This is a genomic window from Tabrizicola soli, from assembly GCF_015999335.1.
Classification (GTDB): Bacteria; Pseudomonadota; Alphaproteobacteria; order Rhodobacterales; family Rhodobacteraceae; genus Tabrizicola; species Tabrizicola soli.
Window position 1 is genome coordinate 59,079 of record NZ_JAEACP010000011.1, and the last position, 18,365, is coordinate 77,443.

At 69.4% G+C, this 18,365-nt stretch carries 15 protein-coding genes; 8 read left to right on the forward strand and 7 right to left on the reverse strand.

Annotated elements, in window-relative coordinates; all coding sequences use genetic code 11:
• Positions 1 to 8: 8 nt before the first annotated feature.
• On the reverse strand, positions 9 to 3,713 hold the full coding sequence (locus I7S92_RS11610; RefSeq protein WP_197644253.1) for a vitamin B12-dependent ribonucleotide reductase: 3,705 nt from the start codon (positions 3,711 to 3,713) through the stop codon (positions 9 to 11).
• 655 nt (positions 3,714 to 4,368) lie between these two features.
• On the opposite strand from I7S92_RS11610, the gene I7S92_RS11615 reads away from it, so the two are divergent.
• Complete coding sequence (locus I7S92_RS11615; RefSeq protein ID WP_197644255.1) at positions 4,369 to 5,265, forward strand: DMT family transporter; 897 nt, start codon at positions 4,369 to 4,371, stop codon at positions 5,263 to 5,265.
• A 52-nt stretch (positions 5,266 to 5,317) separates the two neighbouring features.
• Positions 5,318 to 6,595 (forward strand): phosphopyruvate hydratase, encoded by a 1,278-nt coding sequence (gene eno, locus I7S92_RS11620; protein WP_197644257.1) that lies wholly within the window; start codon positions 5,318 to 5,320, stop codon positions 6,593 to 6,595.
• A 75-nt stretch (positions 6,596 to 6,670) separates the two neighbouring features.
• Here eno and I7S92_RS11625 read toward each other — a convergent pair whose 3' ends face one another.
• On the reverse strand, positions 6,671 to 7,729 hold the full coding sequence (locus tag I7S92_RS11625) for an NAD(P)/FAD-dependent oxidoreductase (RefSeq protein WP_197644259.1): 1,059 nt from the start codon (positions 7,727 to 7,729) through the stop codon (positions 6,671 to 6,673).
• Positions 7,730 to 7,792: 63 nt separating this feature from the next.
• Here I7S92_RS11625 and I7S92_RS11630 point away from each other — a divergent pair, with 63 nt between their 5' ends.
• The 4 genes from I7S92_RS11630 to ptsP all read left to right on the forward strand — a co-directional run bounded on the left by I7S92_RS11630 (position 7,793) and on the right by ptsP (position 12,588).
• Complete coding sequence (locus tag I7S92_RS11630; protein WP_197644261.1) at positions 7,793 to 8,323, forward strand: pseudouridine synthase; 531 nt, start codon at positions 7,793 to 7,795, stop codon at positions 8,321 to 8,323.
• A complete protein-coding gene (locus I7S92_RS11635; protein WP_197644263.1) occupies positions 8,320 to 8,736 on the forward strand; it encodes a cupin domain-containing protein in 417 nt (138 codons plus the stop codon). Before I7S92_RS11630 ends, I7S92_RS11635 begins: the two co-directional genes overlap by 4 nt.
• 199 nt (positions 8,737 to 8,935) lie before the next feature.
• Positions 8,936 to 10,192: an aspartate kinase gene (locus tag I7S92_RS11640; RefSeq protein WP_197644265.1), complete on the forward strand. Its 1,257-nt coding sequence runs from the start codon at positions 8,936 to 8,938 to the stop codon at positions 10,190 to 10,192.
• A 149-nt stretch (positions 10,193 to 10,341) separates the two neighbouring features.
• Positions 10,342 to 12,588, forward strand: coding sequence for a phosphoenolpyruvate--protein phosphotransferase (gene ptsP / locus I7S92_RS11645; RefSeq protein ID WP_197644267.1), 2,247 nt, complete (start codon positions 10,342 to 10,344; stop codon positions 12,586 to 12,588).
• Here ptsP and I7S92_RS11650 read toward each other — a convergent pair whose 3' ends face one another.
• Both I7S92_RS11650 and I7S92_RS11655 read right to left on the reverse strand, forming a co-directional pair.
• On the reverse strand, positions 12,589 to 13,779 hold the full coding sequence (locus tag I7S92_RS11650) for a PqqD family peptide modification chaperone (RefSeq protein ID WP_197644269.1): 1,191 nt from the start codon (positions 13,777 to 13,779) through the stop codon (positions 12,589 to 12,591). It lies immediately after the preceding gene.
• Between the two features lie 44 nt (positions 13,780 to 13,823).
• The gene (locus tag I7S92_RS11655; protein WP_197644272.1) at positions 13,824 to 14,093 is read right to left on the reverse strand and encodes a hypothetical protein; all 270 of its coding nucleotides are present in this window, start codon (positions 14,091 to 14,093) and stop codon (positions 13,824 to 13,826) included.
• A 308-nt stretch (positions 14,094 to 14,401) separates the two neighbouring features.
• Here I7S92_RS11655 and I7S92_RS11660 point away from each other — a divergent pair, with 308 nt between their 5' ends.
• Positions 14,402 to 15,487: a MupA/Atu3671 family FMN-dependent luciferase-like monooxygenase gene (locus I7S92_RS11660; protein WP_197644275.1), complete on the forward strand. Its 1,086-nt coding sequence runs from the start codon at positions 14,402 to 14,404 to the stop codon at positions 15,485 to 15,487.
• Between the two features lie 14 nt (positions 15,488 to 15,501).
• Here I7S92_RS11660 and I7S92_RS11665 read toward each other — a convergent pair whose 3' ends face one another.
• Positions 15,502 to 16,254 carry an EcsC family protein gene (locus I7S92_RS11665; RefSeq protein ID WP_197644278.1) on the reverse strand — a complete coding sequence of 251 codons (753 nt, stop codon included), beginning with the start codon at positions 16,252 to 16,254 and terminating at the stop codon, positions 15,502 to 15,504.
• A 38-nt stretch (positions 16,255 to 16,292) separates the two neighbouring features.
• The gene (locus tag I7S92_RS11670) at positions 16,293 to 16,778 is read right to left on the reverse strand and encodes a GNAT family N-acetyltransferase (protein WP_197644282.1); all 486 of its coding nucleotides are present in this window, start codon (positions 16,776 to 16,778) and stop codon (positions 16,293 to 16,295) included.
• A gap of 78 nt (positions 16,779 to 16,856) precedes the next feature.
• Between I7S92_RS11670 and I7S92_RS11675 the strand changes: the two genes are divergently transcribed.
• Complete coding sequence (locus I7S92_RS11675) at positions 16,857 to 17,438, forward strand: flavin reductase family protein (RefSeq protein ID WP_197644553.1); 582 nt, start codon at positions 16,857 to 16,859, stop codon at positions 17,436 to 17,438.
• On the opposite strand, the gene I7S92_RS11680 is transcribed toward I7S92_RS11675, so the two are convergent.
• Positions 17,384 to 18,364 (reverse strand): LysR family transcriptional regulator, encoded by a 981-nt coding sequence (locus I7S92_RS11680; protein WP_197644285.1) that lies wholly within the window; start codon positions 18,362 to 18,364, stop codon positions 17,384 to 17,386. The genes I7S92_RS11675 and I7S92_RS11680 overlap by 55 nt on opposite strands.
• Position 18,365: the final 1 nt, after the last annotated feature.

Sequence of the window (18,365 nt, forward strand, 5' to 3'; positions counted from 1 at the left end):
GCATTTCGTCAGCTGCAGCCGGTGGTCGAGCCGCAGGTCAGGCACTTGTTGCAGGTGCCGTTGCGGACCAGCGTATAGTTGCCGCATTCGACGCAGGAATCGCCGGTATAGCCCTGCAGCTTCGCCTTGGCCCTGGCCTGGGCATCACTGCTCGCCGCGCCGATCGCGAAGGTGCTGGTGGTCTCGGAGAAGCCCGAGACGCGGGTCTCGGTCATCATCGCCGCCAGCGGGGCCGCGGCCTCGGTGCCGGTGGCGAGGCCGCCGCCGAAAGCGGTGGCCGCGGCCCCGCCCTGCAGCACGGTGAACTCCTGCGGCAGGCGCTTGCGCAGGTATCCGGTCGAGGAGATCTGCTTCAGCACCTCCAGCGATTTCGACGCCGCCGTCTCGCTGACTTCCGAGATGTTGCGCTTGCCCTCCTCGTCGCCCCGGCCGAGGTCGTCGAAGCTCGCCCCTTTCGGCGCGACATGCGCCAGGTCGGTGCGGTCGAGGTAGCTGATCGCGAGCTCCCGGAAGATATAGTCCAGGATCGAGGTCGCGTTCTTCACCGAGTCGTTGCCCTGGACCATGCCGGCGGGCTCGAACCGGGTGAAGGTGAAGGCCTCGACGAATTCCTCCAGCGGCACGCCGTATTGCAGGCCGACCGAGACCGCGATGGCGAAGTTGTTCATCATCGCCCGGAAGCCCGCGCCTTCCTTGTGCATGTCGATGAAGATCTCGCCCAGCGAGCCGTCCTGATACTCGCCGGTGCGCAGATAGACCTTGTGCCCGCCGATCAGCGCCTTCTGGGTATAGCCCTTGCGGCGCTCCGGCAGCTTCTCGCGGTGCGAGCGGACGATCTCCTTGACGATCACCTTCTCGACGATCTTCTCGGCGATGACCTGGGCCTTCTCCATGGCCGAGCCGGAGGCGAGGATTTCCTCGGCCTCGTCGTCATCCTCGATCAGCGCGGCCGCCAGCGGCTGCGACAGCTTCGACCCGTCGCGGTAAAGCGCGTTGGCCTTGATGCCGAGCGAGTGGGAAAGCTCATAGGCCGCCAGCGTTTCCGCGATGGTGGCGTTGTTCGGCATGTTGATCGTCTTCGAGATCGCGCCGGAGATGAAGGACTGGGCGGCGGCCATCATGGTGATGTGGCTTTCCACCGAGAGGAACCGCTTGCCGGTCTTGCCGCAGGGGTTGGCGCAGTCGAAGACCCGGTAATGCTCGGGCTTGAGGTGCGGCGCGCCTTCGAGGGTCATCGTGCCGCAGACATGGTCGTTGGCCGCGTCGATCTGGGCCTTGGTGAAGCCGAGGTGGCGCAGGAGGTCGAAGGTCGGATCGGCCAGCTTCTCGTTCGGGATTCCGAGGGTGCCCTTGCAGAAATCCTCGCCCAGTGTCCACTGGTTGAAGACGAAGCGGATGTCGAAGGCCGAGGGCAGCGCCGCCTCGATCTTCTCGATCTCGCGCGGGCCGAAGCCGTGGCCGATCAACGCGGTGTGGTTGATCGCCGGGGCCTGGCCAAGCGAGCCATGGCCGACGGCGTAAGCCACGATCTCGGCGGCCTGGCTGGTGGAATAGCCGAGGGCTTCGAGGGCGGCCGGGACCGACTGGTTGATGATCTTGAAATAGCCGCCGCCGGCGAGCTTCTTGAACTTCACCAGCGCGAAATCGGGCTCGATCCCGGTGGTGTCGCAGTCCATCACCAGGCCGATGGTGCCGGTGGGCGCGATCACCGTGGTCTGGGCGTTGCGGAAGCCGTGCTGCTGGCCCAGGGCCAGCGCCTCGTCCCAGGCGGATTTCGCAAGGCTGACGAGGGTCTGGTCCGGGCAGTTCGCATGGTCCAGCGCGACGGCCGGGACGTTCAGCCCCTCGTAGACCCCGGTCGCATGGGCGGCGGCGCGGTGGTTGCGGATCACGCGCAGCATGTGCTCGCGGTTGCGCCCGTAGCCCGAGAACGGGCCCAGCTCCCGCGCCATCTCGGCCGAGGTGGCATAGGAGATGCCGGTCATGATCGCGGTCAGCGCGCCGCAAAGCGCGCGGCCCTCGGCGCTGTCATAGCCGAGGCCCATGTTCATCAGAAGGCCGCCGATATTGGCGTAGCCCAGGCCCAGCGTGCGGAAATCATAAGAAAGCTGGGCAATCTCCTGGCTGGGGAACTGCGCCATCATCACCGAGATTTCCAGCGTGACGGTCCAGAGCCGGGTCGCATGGACATAGCCCTCGGCGTCGAAGCGGCCGTCATGGAAGAAGGTCAAGAGGTTCATCGACGCCAGGTTGCAGGCGGTGTCGTCGAGGAACATGTATTCCGAGCAGGGGTTCGACCCCCGGATCGGCCCGTCCTCGGGGCAGGTGTGCCAGGCGTTCACCGTGTCGTGGAACTGGATGCCGGGATCGGCGCAGGCCCAGGCGGCATGGCCGATCTGGTCCCAGAGCTCGCGCGCCGAGACGGTCTTGGCGACCTTGCCGTCGGTGCGGCGGACCAGCTCCCAGGGCTGGTCGTTCTTCACCGCCTTGAGGAAGGCGTCGGTCACGCGGACCGAGTTGTTCGAATTCTGGCCCGAGACCGAGATATAGGCCTCCGAGTCCCAGTCGGTGTCATAGGTCGGGAATTCGATGCTGTCGAAGCCCTGCCGCGCGTATTGCAGCACGCGGTTGGTATAGGTGTCCGGGATCATCGCCTTCTTGGCGCCCTTGATCGCGGCCTTCAGCGCCGGGTTCTTCGCCGGGTCGACCGCATCCTCGGTGCTGCCGTCCCATTGCCGGATCGCGGCGAAGATCTCGTTCAGCCGCGCCTCGTGCATCTTGGACCCGGCGACAAGGGAGGCGACCTTCTGCTCCTCGATCACCTTCCAGTTGATGAACTGCTCGATATCGGGGTGATCCATGTCGCAGATCACCATCTTGGCCGCGCGCCGGGTGGTGCCGCCCGACTTGATCGCGCCAGCCGCGCGGTCGCCGATCTTGAGAAAGCCCATCAGCCCCGAGGACTTGCCGCCGCCCGAAAGCCTTTCGCCCTCGCCGCGCAGCGACGAGAAGTTGGTGCCGGTGCCGGAGCCGTATTTGAAGAGCCGCGCCTCGCGGACCCAGAGGTCCATGATGCCGCCGTCGCCGACGAGATCGTCCTTGACCGACTGGATGAAACAGGCATGCGGTTGCGGGTGTTCATAGGCCGAGGCCGACCGGGTCAGCTTGCCGGTCTGGTGGTCGACGTAGAAGTGCCCCTGCGACGGCCCGTCGATGCCATAGGCCCAGTGCAGGCCGGTGTTGAACCACTGCGGGCTGTTCGGCGCGGCCATCTGGTTGGCCAGCATGAAGCGCATCTCGTCGTAATAGGCGCGGGCGTCGGCCTCGGTGGTGAAATAGCCGCCCTTCCAGCCCCAATAGGCCCAGGCCCCGGCGAGACGGTCGAAGACCTGCTTGGCCGAGGTCTCGCCGGTCATCCGGCGGTCCTCCGGCAACTGCGCCAGCGCCGCCTCGTCGGGAACCGAGCGCCAGAGGAATTCGGGGACGCCCTTTTCCTTCACCTTCTTCAGGACCGAGGGGACGCCGGCCTTGCGGAAATACTTCTGAGCCAGCACGTCCGAGGCGACCTGGCTCCAGCCTTCTGGCACTTCGACCGCCTCGTTGCGGAACACCACCTTGCCGTCCGGGTTGCGGATTTCCGAGGTGGTGAGGGCGAAAGCCATGGACCCATAGGCGCCGGTGGCCTCGGTGGTGAACTTCCGCTCGATCTGCATGCCCCTCATCTCCAATTCTTGCGGCCCGTCCGGCCGGTTGAAACCATCAGTCGCGGAAACGAGCCTCGGGCGCGACGGGGCAAGGGAATACGAAACCGGCCTGCCGGCGCGTGCCGACGGGTTGCGCGGCGCCGTGGTGACGGCGCGTCCGGTGGATCGTCTTGACTGTCCGTCGCGGCACTAGATTTTGTGGTGATTTCCGCCGCACTGTCAAACTGTCGTATTCGCCGCTCGCGTTCAACGGGAAAATTTGGCGCAAAGACAAATTTCCCGTCTTGACGCTAGGCGGCGTTCCTTGCGGATTTTCCCCATCCGCGCCGCTGCGGCTGTGGACAGATCTGGGGACAGACTTCGCGCAATCTGTGAAGATCGCCGGATTTGCCAAGCCCGCGGCCCGCTTGCCGGAGCCGGCGGATATCCACCTTGCCGGGGGCCGGGCGCGGGGGCGATTCTGCCTCCGCACCGGCCCGGTCGGAACGCGGCCCGAAGCGGCACCATTCGCAAGCCTCTGAAGAGAATCGCCCAAGTGACGGATTCGGCGGCGATAACGCGGGACGGCCCCGCTCTTCCGCCCCCAGGCAGGGTGGGCAATATTGCCCACCCTACGCGGCGTCCCACGCTTCCCTTTCGTTGCGCCCTTGCCTAGAACACCGCGATGAGCCGCAGCGACACCCAGACCGAGAACCTGACCGGGATCCTGCTGATGCTGGGCTCCATGGCGCTCTTCGCGGTCGAGGACCTGTTCCTCAAGCTGGCGGCGGCCAATCTGCCGGTCGGGCAGATCGTGCTGATCTCGGGCGCGCTCGGGGCGCCGGTCTTCTTCGTCATGGCCTGGCGCCAGGGCCGGGGCATCTTCGTGGCCGAGGCGCTGCATCCCGCCGTCATCGCCCGCAACCTCGGCGAGATGGTCGCGGCGGCGGCCTATCTCGCGGCGCTGGCGGTGGTGCCGCTCGGCACGGTGGCGGCCGTGCTGCAGGCGCTGCCGCTGGCGGTGACCATGGGGGCCGCCCTCCTGTTCGGCGAAAGGGTCGGCTGGCGGCGCTGGACGGCGATCGCCCTGGGCTTTGCCGGGGTGCTCCTGGTGATCCGGCCGGGGGGCGAAGGTTTCCGGGCCGAGACGCTCCTCGTCCTCGTCTCGGTCGCCGGGATCGTGGTGCGCGACCTCTCGGCCCGCGCGATCCCGGCGCGCGTCACGACGGCGCAGGTCTCGGCCTGGGGCCTCCTGGCGGTGGCGGTGCTGGGTCTCGGCATGATCGCGTGGACGGGCGAGGTGCGTGGCGTCACCGGGGCCGAGGCGCTGGTGCTGGCGGGCGCGGTGGTCTTCGGGACCGCCGGCTACTGGGCCGTGACGGCCGCGACGCGCACCGGCGAGGTCGCGGTGGTGGCGCCCTTCCGCTACAGCCGCCTGGTCTTCGCCATGGGCCTCGGCATGGTCTTCCTGGCCGAACGCCCCGACGCGCCGACCCTTGCCGGGGCGGGCCTCATCGTCGCCTCGGGGCTTTACGCCTTTGCCCGCGAACGGCGGCGCAAACGCGCTTCCCATGCCGATTGAGGCAGGCTAAAGGGGCCGGGAGAGCATCCATCCGGCCGAAGGGGACCCACCCATGAGCACGATCATCGACATCCACGCCCGGGAAATCCTGGACAGCCGGGGCAATCCCACGGTCGAGGTTGACGTCACGCTGGAGGACGGCAGCATGGGCCGGGCCGCGGTGCCGTCGGGGGCCTCGACCGGCGCGCATGAGGCGAACGAGAAGCGCGACGGCGATGCGGGGCGCTACAAGGGCAAGGGTGTCCTGGAGGCCGTGGCGGCGGTGAACGGCGAGATCGCCGAGGAGCTGGTGGGGTTCGACGCGACCGAGCAGGTCGGCATCGACCGCACCATGATCGAGATGGACGGCACGCCGAACAAGTCGCGTCTCGGCGCGAACGCGATCCTGGGGGTTTCGCTGGCGGTGGCGAAGGCGGCGGCGGAGTTCACGGCGCAACCCCTCTATCGCTATGTCGGCGGGACCTCGGCGCGGGTGCTGCCGGTGCCGATGATGAACATCATCAACGGCGGCGAACATGCCGACAACCCGATCGACATCCAGGAATTCATGATCATGCCGGTGGGCGCCTCCGACATCCGCGAGGCGGTGCGGATGGGCGCGGAAGTGTTCCACACGCTGAAGAAGGAACTGCAGGCAGCGGGCCACAACACCGGGATCGGCGACGAGGGCGGCTTCGCGCCCAACCTGAACTCCGCCCGCGACGCGCTTGATTTCATTCTGAAGTCCATCGAGAAGGCCGGCTACAGGCCGGGCGAGGACATCCACCTGGCGCTCGACTGCGCGGCGACCGAATATTTCAAGGGCGGTCGCTACGAGATGAAGGGCGAGGGGAAATCGCTGTCGATCGAGGAGAATGTCGACTTCCTCGCCGGGCTGGCGGCGGATTACCCGATCATCTCGATCGAGGACGGCTGCTCGGAAGACGACTGGGAGGGCTGGAAGCTGCTGACCGACCGTCTTGGCGGCAAGATCCAGCTTGTCGGCGACGACCTTTTCGTCACCAATCCCTGCCGTCTGGCCGAAGGGATCAAGGCGGGCTGCGCCAATTCGATGCTGGTGAAGGTCAACCAGATCGGCACCCTGACCGAGACGTTGCAGGCCGTCGATATGGCGCATCGCGCGCGCTATACCAATGTGATGAGCCACCGCTCGGGCGAGACCGAGGATGCGACCATCGCCGATCTCGCGGTGGCGACGAACTGCGGCCAGATCAAGACCGGCTCGCTGTCGCGGTCGGACCGGCTGGCGAAATACAACCAGCTGATCCGCATCGAGGAGCTTCTGGGCGCCACGGCGGAATATGCCGGGCGGTCCATCCTCAGGGGCTGAGGCCGGGCACCGGAATTCGAGGAATTCCGGCCCGATTTCCTGCGGAAATCGGCGTCGCGCGGGTGGCGCCGGTCGTCACCCGAACCGGGACGGGCGGAAGTCGGCCAGTCCGGCGCTTTCCGGCCCGCCCGTGATCTCCTGCGCCAGAAGCTCGGCCGCGACCGGCGCCAGTGTCGCGGCGGAATGCATCACCGCAAGCCAGAGGCCCTCCAGCGGCCCCTGCCCCAGCACCGGCAGCCCGTCCCCCGGCACCGGGCGCAGCGCCATGGCCTGGCGGGCGAAATGGATCTCGTGGCCGGGAAACAGCGTCCTGAGCCGCATCAGCGTCGCCTGCACCACCACCGGGAAGGCCCCCAGCCGTTCGGCATGATCCGACTGGCGGGCCAGCGCGGCCGGGGCATGCAGGCGGCCGGCGGCGTCCTGGCGGACCTCCTGGTCGGGAGTGGCGAGGATCAGCGGGCAGACCGGCGGCAAAGGATTGGTCGCGATCATCAGGCCGGGGCGCTGCAGCATCGGCAGGACGAGGCCCAGCGGCTGCAGGAGCGGGGGCGTGCCGGTGCCGGTGGCCAGCACCACCCGCCCTGCCTCGATCGGGCCCCGGTCGGTGACGACGCCGCTGACCCGGCCGCCCGCATGGTCCAGCGCCCGCACCGTGGCGCGGATCACCCTGGCCCCCGAAGCCGCGATCAGCGCCCGGGCCAGCTCGGCCGGATCGGCGGCGCCCTCCTCGGGGAAATGGAGCGCGCATTCCGGCACCGGACCCAGCGCCGGCATCCGCGCGCCGATCGCGGCCCGGTCCAGCCGCTCGACCCTGTAGCCGAGCGCCTGCAGGTCGCTTGCCGTCTCCTCCTGCGCCGCGCCCGTCGCCTCGTACCAGAGACAGCCGGGCCATTCGGTCGGCAGTCCGGGGACGAGCCGCATCAGCCGGCGATGCGCCTCCAGCGCCTCGTGGCGCAGGCGGTAATGCGCCCGGCTGAGGTGGTAGGAGGCATTGAGCCAGCCGAAGCTCGCCGTCGAGGCCAGGCCGCCCTCGGCATGGGTGGAGACGATGCTGACCGTCTCGCCGCGTCGGGACAGCTGGAAGGCAAGCGCCGCGCCGGTGATCCCGGCGCCGATGATCAGGGTCTCGGCCATGCGCGGAGGCTGACACGCGGCGGCGGGCTTGGCAACGGCTCCGCGCTTCGGCATGGTCCGGCCATGCTGATCCTTCTCAACAAGCCCTATGACGTGCTCTGCCAGTTCTCGCGCGAGGGCGGGCGGGCGGTGCTGGCGGATTTCGTCCCGGTGAAGGGGGTTTATCCCGCCGGGCGGCTGGACCGCGACAGCGAGGGGCTGGTGGTGCTGACCGACGACGGCAAGCTGCAGGCCCGGATCGCCGACCCCAGGCACAAGCTGGAAAAGACCTATCTGGCGCAGGTCGAGGGCGTGGTGGGCGAGGCCGCTCTCGAGCGGCTGCGCAAGGGGGTGGAGCTGAACGACGGCCCCACCCTGCCCGCCGGGGCGCGGGCGGTGGAGGAACCGCCGTGGCTCTGGCCCCGGACCCCGCCGATCCGGATGCGCAAGACGGTGCCGGACGGCTGGATCGAGCTTACCTTGCGCGAGGGGCGCAACCGCCAGGTGCGCCGGATGTGCGCCGCCGTGGGGCTGCCCTGCCTGCGGCTGATCCGCTGGCGGGTGGGCGATTGGACGCTCGAGGGCCTGGCGCCCGGGGAATGGCGGCAGGCATGAGCGCCGAGGAGATCATCCGCCGGCTGGAACTGGTGCCGCATCCCGAGGGCGGCTGGTTCCGGCAGACCTGGGCCGGGCCCGAGATCGGCGGCCGGGCCAGCGGGACGGCGATCCTGTTCCTGCTTCGCGCGGGCGAGCGCAGCCACTGGCACCGGGTCGATGCCGACGAGATCTGGCTCTGGCACGCGGGCGCGCCGCTGGTGCTGTCGACGGGCCTTGCGGCGGCGCGCGACCTCGTGCTCGGCCCGAAGGTGCTGGACGGCCAGATGCCGCAGCTTGTGGTGCCGGCCGGCTGGTGGCAGGCGGCGCGCTCGACCGGGGAGTGGACGCTGGTCTCCTGCACCGTCTCGCCCGGGTTCCGCTTCGAGGGTTTCGACCTGGCCCCGCCGGGCTGGGAGCTGCCGCCGGGGTGACGGTTGCCGGGCCGGCAGCGCCCGCGGCGGCGGCGGATGCCTCCGGCGGGAGTATTTCCTCCAAGAGGAAGCCATCAGGGCAGGACAAGGCGCCGCGCGCGCATTTTGCCCGGCGCCGGGGCTTGCACAGTTCATGGGCCTTGCATAAGACGCGCGGGGATTTGACGGGCCCCGGACTTGACGGGCCCTGGAGGGGACCATGCCGCTTCTGGTGATGAAATTCGGCGGAACCTCGGTCGCGGACCTTGCGCGGATCGAGAACGCCGCGAAGAAGGTGCAGGCCGAAGTCGCGCGCGGCTATGACGTGATCGTCATCGTCAGCGCCATGTCGGGCAAGACGAACGAGCTGGTGGGCTGGGTCGAGGGCACATCGAAGCTTTACGACGCGCGCGAATACGATGCCGTCGTGGCCTCGGGCGAGAACGTCACCGCCGGGCTGATGGCGCTGCGCCTGCAGGAGATGGGCGTGCCCGCGCGCAGCTGGCAGGGCTGGCAGGTGCCGATCAACACCACCTCGGCCCACGGGGCCGCGCGCTTCGTCTCGATCCCGCGCGAGAACCTGGATGCCAAGTTCGCCGAGGGCTTCAAGGTCGCCGTCGTGGCCGGGTTCCAGGGCATCAGCCCCGAGGGCCGGATCACCACCCTGGGCCGGGGCGGCTCCGACACCACCGCCGTCGCCTTCGCCGCCGCCTTCGGCGCCGAGCGCTGCGACATCTATACCGATGTGGACGGGGTCTATACCACCGACCCGCGCATCAGCCCCAAGGCGCGCAAGCTGGACCGGATCGCCTTCGAGGAGATGCTGGAGCTGGCAAGTCTCGGCGCGAAGGTGCTGCAGACGCGGTCGGTCGAACTGGCGATGCGCTTCAAGGTCCGCCTGCGGGTCGTCTCCTCGTTCGAGGAGGTCGACGAGAACTCTGGAACCCTGGTCTGCGACGAGGATGAAATCATGGAATCGAAAGTAGTTTCCGGCGTCGCCTACAGCCGCGACGAGGCGAAGATGACCCTGCTGAAGGTCGAGGACCGGCCCGGCGTCGCCGCCGCGATCTTCGGCTCGCTCGCCGATGCGGGCGTCAACGTGGACATGATCGTCCAGAACATCAGCGAACAGGACGACCCCTCGGACAAGCGCGCCCATACCGACATGACCTTCAGCCTGCCGACGAACCAGGTCGAGCGCGCCAAGAAGGCGATCGAGGCGGCCTCGGCGGCGGGCAAGTTCGCCTACAGCGAGTTGGTGACCGATACCGAGGTGGCCAAGGTCTCGGTCGTCGGGATCGGGATGCGCAGCCAGGTCGGCGTCGCGGCGCGGATGTTCGCGGCGCTTGCGGCCGAGAACGTGAACATCAAGGTCATCACCACCTCCGAGATCAAGATCTCTGTGCTGATCGACCGCAAGTACATGGAACTTGCCGTCCAGGCGCTGCACGACACCTTCGAGCTGGACAAGGCCTGACCCCGCAACCCGCGTAGGGTGCGCTACAGCGCACCTTCGCTTCCGGCCTGTTGCGCCGTGATGTCGCGGGCCACAATGCCGCGCAACAGCCCCGTTTCCACGCGGCCGATCCTGTGATCTAAGGGCAAAAACAATCGCAGGGACATCCGATGCCGGAACGCAGCGAAAGCGACAGCCGCAAGCTTCTGCGCCGCCTGCGCGACATGCTGTCCGTGCCGGGCAAGGGCCAGGACCGGCTGGACCGGATCACCCATCTGATCGCCGACAGCATGAAGACCGAGGTCTGCTCGATCTATCTCTTCCGCGACCCCGAGACGCTGGAGCTTTGCGCGACCCAGGGGCTGCGCAAGGAATCGGTGCACAAGACCCGGATGAAGCTTGGCGAGGGGCTGGTCGGCCGGGTGGCGCGGACCGGGCAGCCGGTGAACACCGCCGATGCGCCCGGCGAGAAGGGCTTCCGCTACATGCCCGAGACCGGCGAGGAGATCTATTCCAGCTTTCTCGGCGTGCCGATCCAGCGCGTCGGCGAAAAGCTGGGCGTGCTGGTGGTGCAGTCGAAGATCGCGCGCCAGTTCTCGGAAGACGACATCTATGCGCTGGACGTCGTGGCCATGGTGCTGGCCGAGATGAACGAGCTCGGCGCCTTCGTCGGCGACGACGGGGCGATGCGGGCGCCGCACAAGCAGCCCGAGGTGTTCCGCGGCTCCTCGGGCCAGGAGGGCGCGGCCGAGGGCCGGGTCTGGCTGCACGAGCCGCGCGTCGTGATCACCAACCCCGTGGCCGACGACCCCCTGACCGAGATCGAGCGCATCCGCCATGCGGTCGGGGAGCTGCGGGTCTCGATCGACGACCTCCTGGCCGCCGAGCAGCTGGACAAGGAGCAGAAGCAGGTCCTCGACGCCTATCGCATGTTCGCCCATTCGCGCGGCTGGCTCAGGCGGATGGAGGAGGACATCATGCGCGGCCTCTCGGCCGAGGCCGCGGTCGAGAAGGAACAATCCGCCGCCCGCGCCCGGATGGAACAGGTGCCGGACCAGTATCTGCGCGAACGGCTGCAGGACCTGGACGACCTGTCGAACCGCCTTCTGCGGATCCTGACCGGCCAGGGCCAGGACACCGGGGCCGAGATGCCGGACAATCCGGTCCTCGTCGCGCGCAACATCGGCCCGGCCGAGCTGCTGGACTATGGCCGCAAGCTGAAGGGCGTGGTGCTGGACGAGGGCAGCGTCGGCAGCCATGCCGCCGTGGTGGCGCGCGCGCTGGCGATCCCCTTGGTGATCAACGCCGGCCGCGTGGTGGCCGAGGCGCTGAACGGCGACCATATCCTCGTCGACGGCGACCAGGGCATCGTGCACCTGCGCCCCGAGGAAACCATCGCCCGCGCCTTCCGCGACAAGATCGCGATGCAGGCCGAGGCGCAGAAGCGCTATGCCAGCCTGCGCAGCCTGCCCACAACCACGCTCTGCGGCACGACGATCTCGCTGCACATGAACGCGGGGCTGATGGCGGACCTGCCCAGCCTGGAAAGCTCGGGCGCCGAGGGAGTGGGCCTCTTCCGCACCGAGCTGCAGTTCCTGATCCGCTCGAAGATGCCGCAGCGGGCCGAGCTGGCCCGGCTCTACGCCCGGGTGATGGATGCGGCCCATGGCAAGCGGGTGGCCTTCCGCACGCTCGACATCGGCTCGGACAAGGTCCTGCCCTACATCAAGGCGCCCGAAGAGCCCAATCCCGCAATGGGCTGGCGCGCGCTGCGGGTGGGCCTCGACAAGCCGGGCGTGCTGCGGATGCAGGTCCAGGCGCTGATCCGGGCGGCGGCGGGGCGGCCCTTGACGGTGATGTTCCCGCTGGTGACCGAGCTGGCCGAGTTCCAGACCGCCCGCGCCCATGTGATGCGCGAGATCCATCGCGAGAAGTCGCTGGGCCACCCGGTCCCGGACCGGATCGAGATCGGCGCGATGCTGGAAACCCCCTCGCTGGTCTATGCGCCGCGCGCCTTCTTCGAGCTGACCGATTTCATCAGCGTCGGCGGCAACGACCTGAAGCAGTTCTTCTTCGCCGCCGACCGCGAGAACGAGCTGGTGCGCCGCCGCTACGACACGCTGAACCTGTCGTTCCTCTCCTTCCTCGAGCAGATCGTCGCCCGCTGCGCCGAGACCGGCACGCATCTTTCCTTCTGCGGCGAGGATGCCGGCCGCCCGGTCGAGGCGCTGGCCCTGGTTGCGATCGGCTTCCGCACGCTCTCGATGCGCCCGGCCTCGGTCGGGCCGGTCAAGGCGCTATTGCGCCGGGTGAACCTGGAAGGCGCGCGGGCGGTGATCGAACGCGCCCGGATCGAGGGGGCCGAAACCGTGCGGCCGGCGCTGATGGACTGGCTCGCCACGCAGGGGCCGGTCTGATCAGGCCAGGAGGCCCTGCCCGGCAAGGCCGTCCAGCAGCCGCCCAAGGTCGGCCCCGAGCGTGGCGGGGTCGGTGTCGGGAAAGGCCTCGGCCAGCAGGGCCGCGATCTCCTCCGGGCTGGCGGGCTGCGCCAGCAGTTCCCAGATCGCGGCGCCAAGCGGGTCCATCCGGTGGATCGCCCGCCCCTCGGCATCGGCCAGGTACAGCGTCGTCCCGATCTCGCGCGCGACGGTTCCGGGCCGCTGGACCAGACGCGGGCCGGGCACGGTGGGCGCGGCGTCGAAGCGGGCCATCCGGAAGATGCGCGGCGGCCCCCCTGCCCCCGGCACCTCCCTCGGCCAGCGGGCGAAGGCATCGGCCAGGCAGGCCACCGCATCCTCCAGCCCCGAATAGCGCAGCCGGAACAGCGGCAGGCAGCCCAGCGCCCCGGCCATCTCGGCAAGGATATCGCCGGAGTGGCGGTCGCGGGTGAAGTTCTGGTGCAACAGCGCGTCCATCGCCGCATCCGCCGGCACCGGCTCGAGCCGCGCCGTCTCCGGCTCCTCCTGCCGGTCGAGGATCACGAAGGCGCCGACCGGCAGCGTCTCGCCCCGCGCGGGCTGGCCAGGCAGGCGCAGGTATTTGTACTGCCGGTTCTTCGGCCCCGGATTGGCCGCCACCCAGTCGCGGAAATCCGGGCTGGCGCGCTCGGGCAGCGGCAGGCGCAGGCGCGGCGCGATGCCCATGGACCGGGCCAGCACCGGGCCGCCGCCGGGAAAGGACAGCGGCAGCACATCGTCGCTGAAGACCGGGTGTCCCCGATGCGCCAGCGCGGCGGAAAGCGTGCTTTTCCCCGCCCGCCGCACATTGGGAAACACCACCAGCCGCCCGGCCATCGCCACTCCGGCGGCATGAAGGCAGATCACGCCCGCATCCTCGGCCGGCAGCGCCAGCGCCAGCCCCGCCATCGCGTCGCAGGCGGCGTTCAGCGCATCCATCGGCCGGGAGGGCGCGGGCTCGAGGTGGTTCTCGGTATGGAAGAGGGCCGTTCCCGGCTGCGCGCGGATGGTGAAGAACGGCGGCACCTCGGGATCGGCCGCGCGGACGACATGCGGCCAGCCGGGGGCCACCTCGGGCACCAGGTCCAGCACCTGCCCGGCCTCCTCCAGCCGCAGCGGCGCGGCCAGCCCGTCGAAGAAGATGTCCTGCATCCGGCCAGATCCCCGGCGCGGTCGCCCGCGCCGGGGAAATCACATCAGGGCGTCACTTCGCCGCCGCAGCCCTCGTCGGTCGGGCCCGAGCAGGTGCTGGGCGAGGTCGGACCCGTCGGCGCGGTCGCCGCCGACTTCACGCTCGGGCTGCTCTTGGGGCTCGGGCCGCTCTTGGGGCTGGGGCCGCTGGAGCCGGAGCCCGCCTGCGCGACGCTCAGCGTGGTCAGCGCCGGGGCGGCATAGGCCGCGATGGCCAAAGCGCCAAGACGGGCCAGCGCCCGGCGGCGCGAGGTGGTCTGTCCGTGATCACTCATCCTTACGATCCTTATATACTGCTGCTGCGGGCCCCATCCGGGCGAAACGCGCCAGCCTCGGGGTCCGGCAAGACTGCGGAATCGATATGGCGGGGGCCAGTCGCCAAAGGTTTAAAATCGCTGCATAAACCGAAGGTATAGACCCGCCGGCGCAGGCTTGGGCGGAGCTTCGCCGATCCGGTCCAGCGCCCTGACGCGAAACAGTCTGTCCGCAAGGCGCGACAGCAGGGTTTGATTCAGGTCAAACCCAGCCACCCGGAACCCGCCTAGTCTTTCGCGGTATCCCGTTCTCCAAGTCAGGTACGGTCATGGAATTCGGCCTGTTCTTCTTTGCCAACGACACCTCGGAAGCCGGGCAATCGGGGAAATACGACCTGATCTTCGACGCCGCCCGCTGGGCGGACGCGAACGGGATGGCCCGGCTCTGGATCCCCGAGCGTCACTTCCACAGTTTCGGCGGCCTCTCGCCCAACCCTTCGGTCCTCGCCGCCGCGCTGGCTGGCGTCACCCGCCGGATCCAGATCTGCGCCGGCAGCGTCGTCCTGCCGCTGCACGATCCGATTCGCGTCGCCGAGGAATGGTCCATCGTCGACAATGTCTCGGGCGGGCGCGTCGGCCTCGGCATCGCCAGCGGCTGGGTGCCGAACGATTTCGTCATCTCCGGCCACCAGGAAGACTTCGGCAACCGCAAGCAGGTGTTCCGCGACAAGACCGAGATCCTGCGCCGGCTCTGGCGGGGCGAGCCGCACAAGGTCCGCAACCCCTTGGGCGAGGAGGTCGACCTCCGCATCATGCCGCGCCCGGTGCAGCCAGACCTGCCGATCTGGATCACCGCCGCCGCCAATCCCGAAACTTTCCGCGAGGCCGGGACCATCGGCGCGCATGTGCTGACCCACCTCCTCGGCCAGACGGTCGAGGATCTGGCCGCCAAGATCGTCCAGTACCGCGAGGCCTGGGACGCGGCCGGGCACGAGGGACGCGGAACCGTGACGCTGATGCTGCACACCCTGGTCGGGGACGACGACGACGAGGTGCACGACCTCGCCCGCGCGCCGATGATGACCTATCTCGGCGCCTCCTTCGACCTTGCCTCCCGGCACCTGGCCTCGGTCCCCTTCCTCAGGGACCCCGGCCGGATCGAGGTGAGCCAGCTCACCCCCGAGCTGGCCGAAGCCGCGCTGGAGGCCTCGTTCGAGAAGTATTTCTACATGGGCAGCCTGCTTGGCTCATACGACAAATGCCTTGCCACCGTGGACAAGCTGGCGCAGCTGGACGTGGACGAGGTCGCCTGTCTGGTCGACTTCGGCCTTGCGCCGCAGATCGTGCTGAAGGGGCTGGAAAACCTGAACGTGCTGCGCAAGCTGGCCAATCCCGAACCCCTGCGCGCCGCCTGAGCGGTCCCGCGGCGTCAGGCGCGGACAAGGCGCGGCGGCTCGACCGCGGTCGCGAAGGCCTGCAGGACCGGCTCCGCCCCATGCTGCGCGGCAAGCCGCAGGAGGGCAAAGCGGATGCGGGCGATCTCGCGGTAATAGTTCAGGAAGGCCACGTTCAGCGCCGCGCCCGAGACCGCGCCGAGGACCGGGACCGCCTGTGCAACCAGCTTCGGGCCCAGCGCGGCGGCAAGCCGGGGCGCGACGGCGGCGATCAGGCCCTGCACCGCCTGGCCGGTCACCGAAAGCCGCGCCGTCAGGAAGCTGGTGTTGACCCCATCGTCGCTGGCCAGCGGTGTTCCGGCGCCGAAGACCCGCAGGCATTCCTCGCGCACACCCGGCTCGTCGGGGTCCAGTCCCGCCGCCCGCGCCTCGGCCCGGATCGCGTTCAGAAGGAGTGTGACCGTCACCGGCAACTCGGCCAGCGCCGTGGCGATGCCGCCCGCGCCCCCCGCCGCGCCCGAAGCGACGACCGCGACCATCGGCCCGCGTTCCCCCAGCTCGGGCGCACGCGCGGCGATCCCGTAAGCCGCTTCCAGCGCCTGGGCCGTGGCGCGTTCGATCTGGCCCCGAAACCGGGCGGGCACGAGGTCGAGCTGGCGCTCCAGCCGGCCCCCAAGCCTGTTCACAAGCCGCATCACCGGCCCGTTCGCGCGCTGGTAGCGACGGGCAAGCTCGGCGATCTCGGGGGCGGGATCGGCGGCCACGGCGGCGGGAAGGGTCTGGTCCATCAGGGGGATATGGGGGTCCCTGCCCCGCCTGCAAGGCTTCAGGTCGCTTTTGCCACTTGGCCGGTCACCCCCTCCCAGGCGCCGTCCTTCAGCGCAAGGCCAAGGACCCGGTCGGGGTTCGTCGGCGGCGGCATCTCGACGCCCTCCAGCTTGCGAAAGCCGAAGCGGGCGTAATAGGGCGCGTCGCCGACCAGCATCACCCGCTCCCAGCCCAGACGGCGGGCCTCGGCCAGGCTTTCGGTGATCAGCAGCGCCCCCAGCCCCTCGCCCTGGTGGGTGGGGTGGACGGCGACGGGGCCGAGGAGCAGCACGTCATGCTCGCCGATCAGCGCCGGCCAGTAGCGGATCACCGCAACCAGCGCGTTGTCGTCGTCGCGCAGCGTCAGGCAGAGCGGCGCGACCGTGGGCACCCCGTCGCGCAGCCGATAGGACGAAAGCGCAGTGCGGCCCGGCGCGAAGCAGAGGTCGTAAAGCGCCTCGACCTCCCACCAGTCGTCCTCGGTCTCTTCCTCAAGCCGGTACACGCGTGGCGACCCCCGAATCTGCTTGATGCGCGCCGTAACATGGTCACAAGTCAGGATCAAATCGTGAAAGGCCCGCCCATGTTCTACCGCCCCGCCGATGGCCACGGCCTGCCGCACAGCCCGTTCTCGGCCATCGTCTCGCCCCGGCCGATCGCCTGGATTTCCACCCGTGCGTCGCAGGGCGACAACCTCGCCCCCTATTCCTTCTTCAACGCGGTGGGCTACACCCCGCCGAAGGTCATGTTCTCGGGCGACCCGCGCGACACGGTGGCCAATGTGCGGGAAAGCGGGGTCTTTGCCGTGAACATCGTCGAGGCGGCGGCGCTGGAGGTGATGAACGCGACCTCGGCCCGTTTCCCGCGCGGGATCGACGAATTCTTGGCGGCCGGCGTGCCCAAGGCGGAATGTCTTCAGATCGACTGCCCCAGGGTGGACGGCGCCCCCGCCACGCTGGAATGCCGGGTGATCCGGATCCTCGACCTGCCGGGCGACGACCATATGGTCATCGGCGAGGTGGTGGGCATCCACCTGCGCGACGACTGCCTGGTGGACGGCCGGTTCGACGTGACGCGCTACCAGCCCGCCGCGCGGCTGGGCTATCACGACTACACCTTCGTGCGCGACGTCGTGGAGCTGCGCCGCCCGAAAGAGCCGCGCTGAGCCGCCTCGGGAAAGCCCAGCGCGACGATCCCCAGCACCGTCTCGGCCGCCGCCGTCAGCCGTGCCCCCTTGCGGGTCAACAGGCTGTAGGGGCTGACCGTGATCCCGAGGTCATGGCGGACCTGCACCAGCGGCGCGTCCGGGCCTTGCGCGAAATGGTCGGCCACGGCCTGCGACAGCGGGGCCACCACGTTCGACTGTTGCAGCAGCGCCAGCGTCAGCAGGAAGGACGGGGTCGAGAGGCGCTGGCTGGGCCGGGGCAGGCCCAGCGCGGCCAGCCGGGCCAGGACGGCGCGGGTCAGCGGGCTTTCCTCACCCGGCAGCACCCAGTCCCAGTCCATCAGGTCGCGCGGATCCTCCGGCGGATGGTCCGCCAGGTGGTGCCCCTTGCGCACGACCAGCGCCACCGGCTCCGGCGCGATCTCGGTGCCGTCGAACTGGCCGGGGTCGATGCCCTCGGGAACCCGGCCGATCACGAAATCCAGCCGCCCCGCCGCCAGCTGGCCGCAAAGGATGTCCGAGGCCGCGACCACCACCTCGGCCTCGATCCGTGGATGCGACAGCCGCGCGCTGCGCAGTGCCGGCAGCACCATGTCCAGCGCCGGGGCGGTGACCGCGCCGATCCGCGCCCGCCCGACGCCGCCCGCCGCGATCTCGGCCACCTCGCGGCCGGCCTCGGCCAGCTCCTGCAGCACCCGGACGGCGCGTTCGGCCAGGGTGCGCCCGGCCTCGGTCAGCACCACGCCGCGCCCGGCCCTTGCGCGCACCGGCAGGCCCAGGATCGCCTCGACCTCGGACAGCAGGCGCGAAGCGGCGGGCTGCGCGATCCCAAGCCGCTCCGCCGCACGGCCGATCTGCCCGGTCTCGGCAAAGGCCGCCATCATCTGCAGGTGACTGAGCTTCATGCCGCGGGCCAGAAGGCTCATC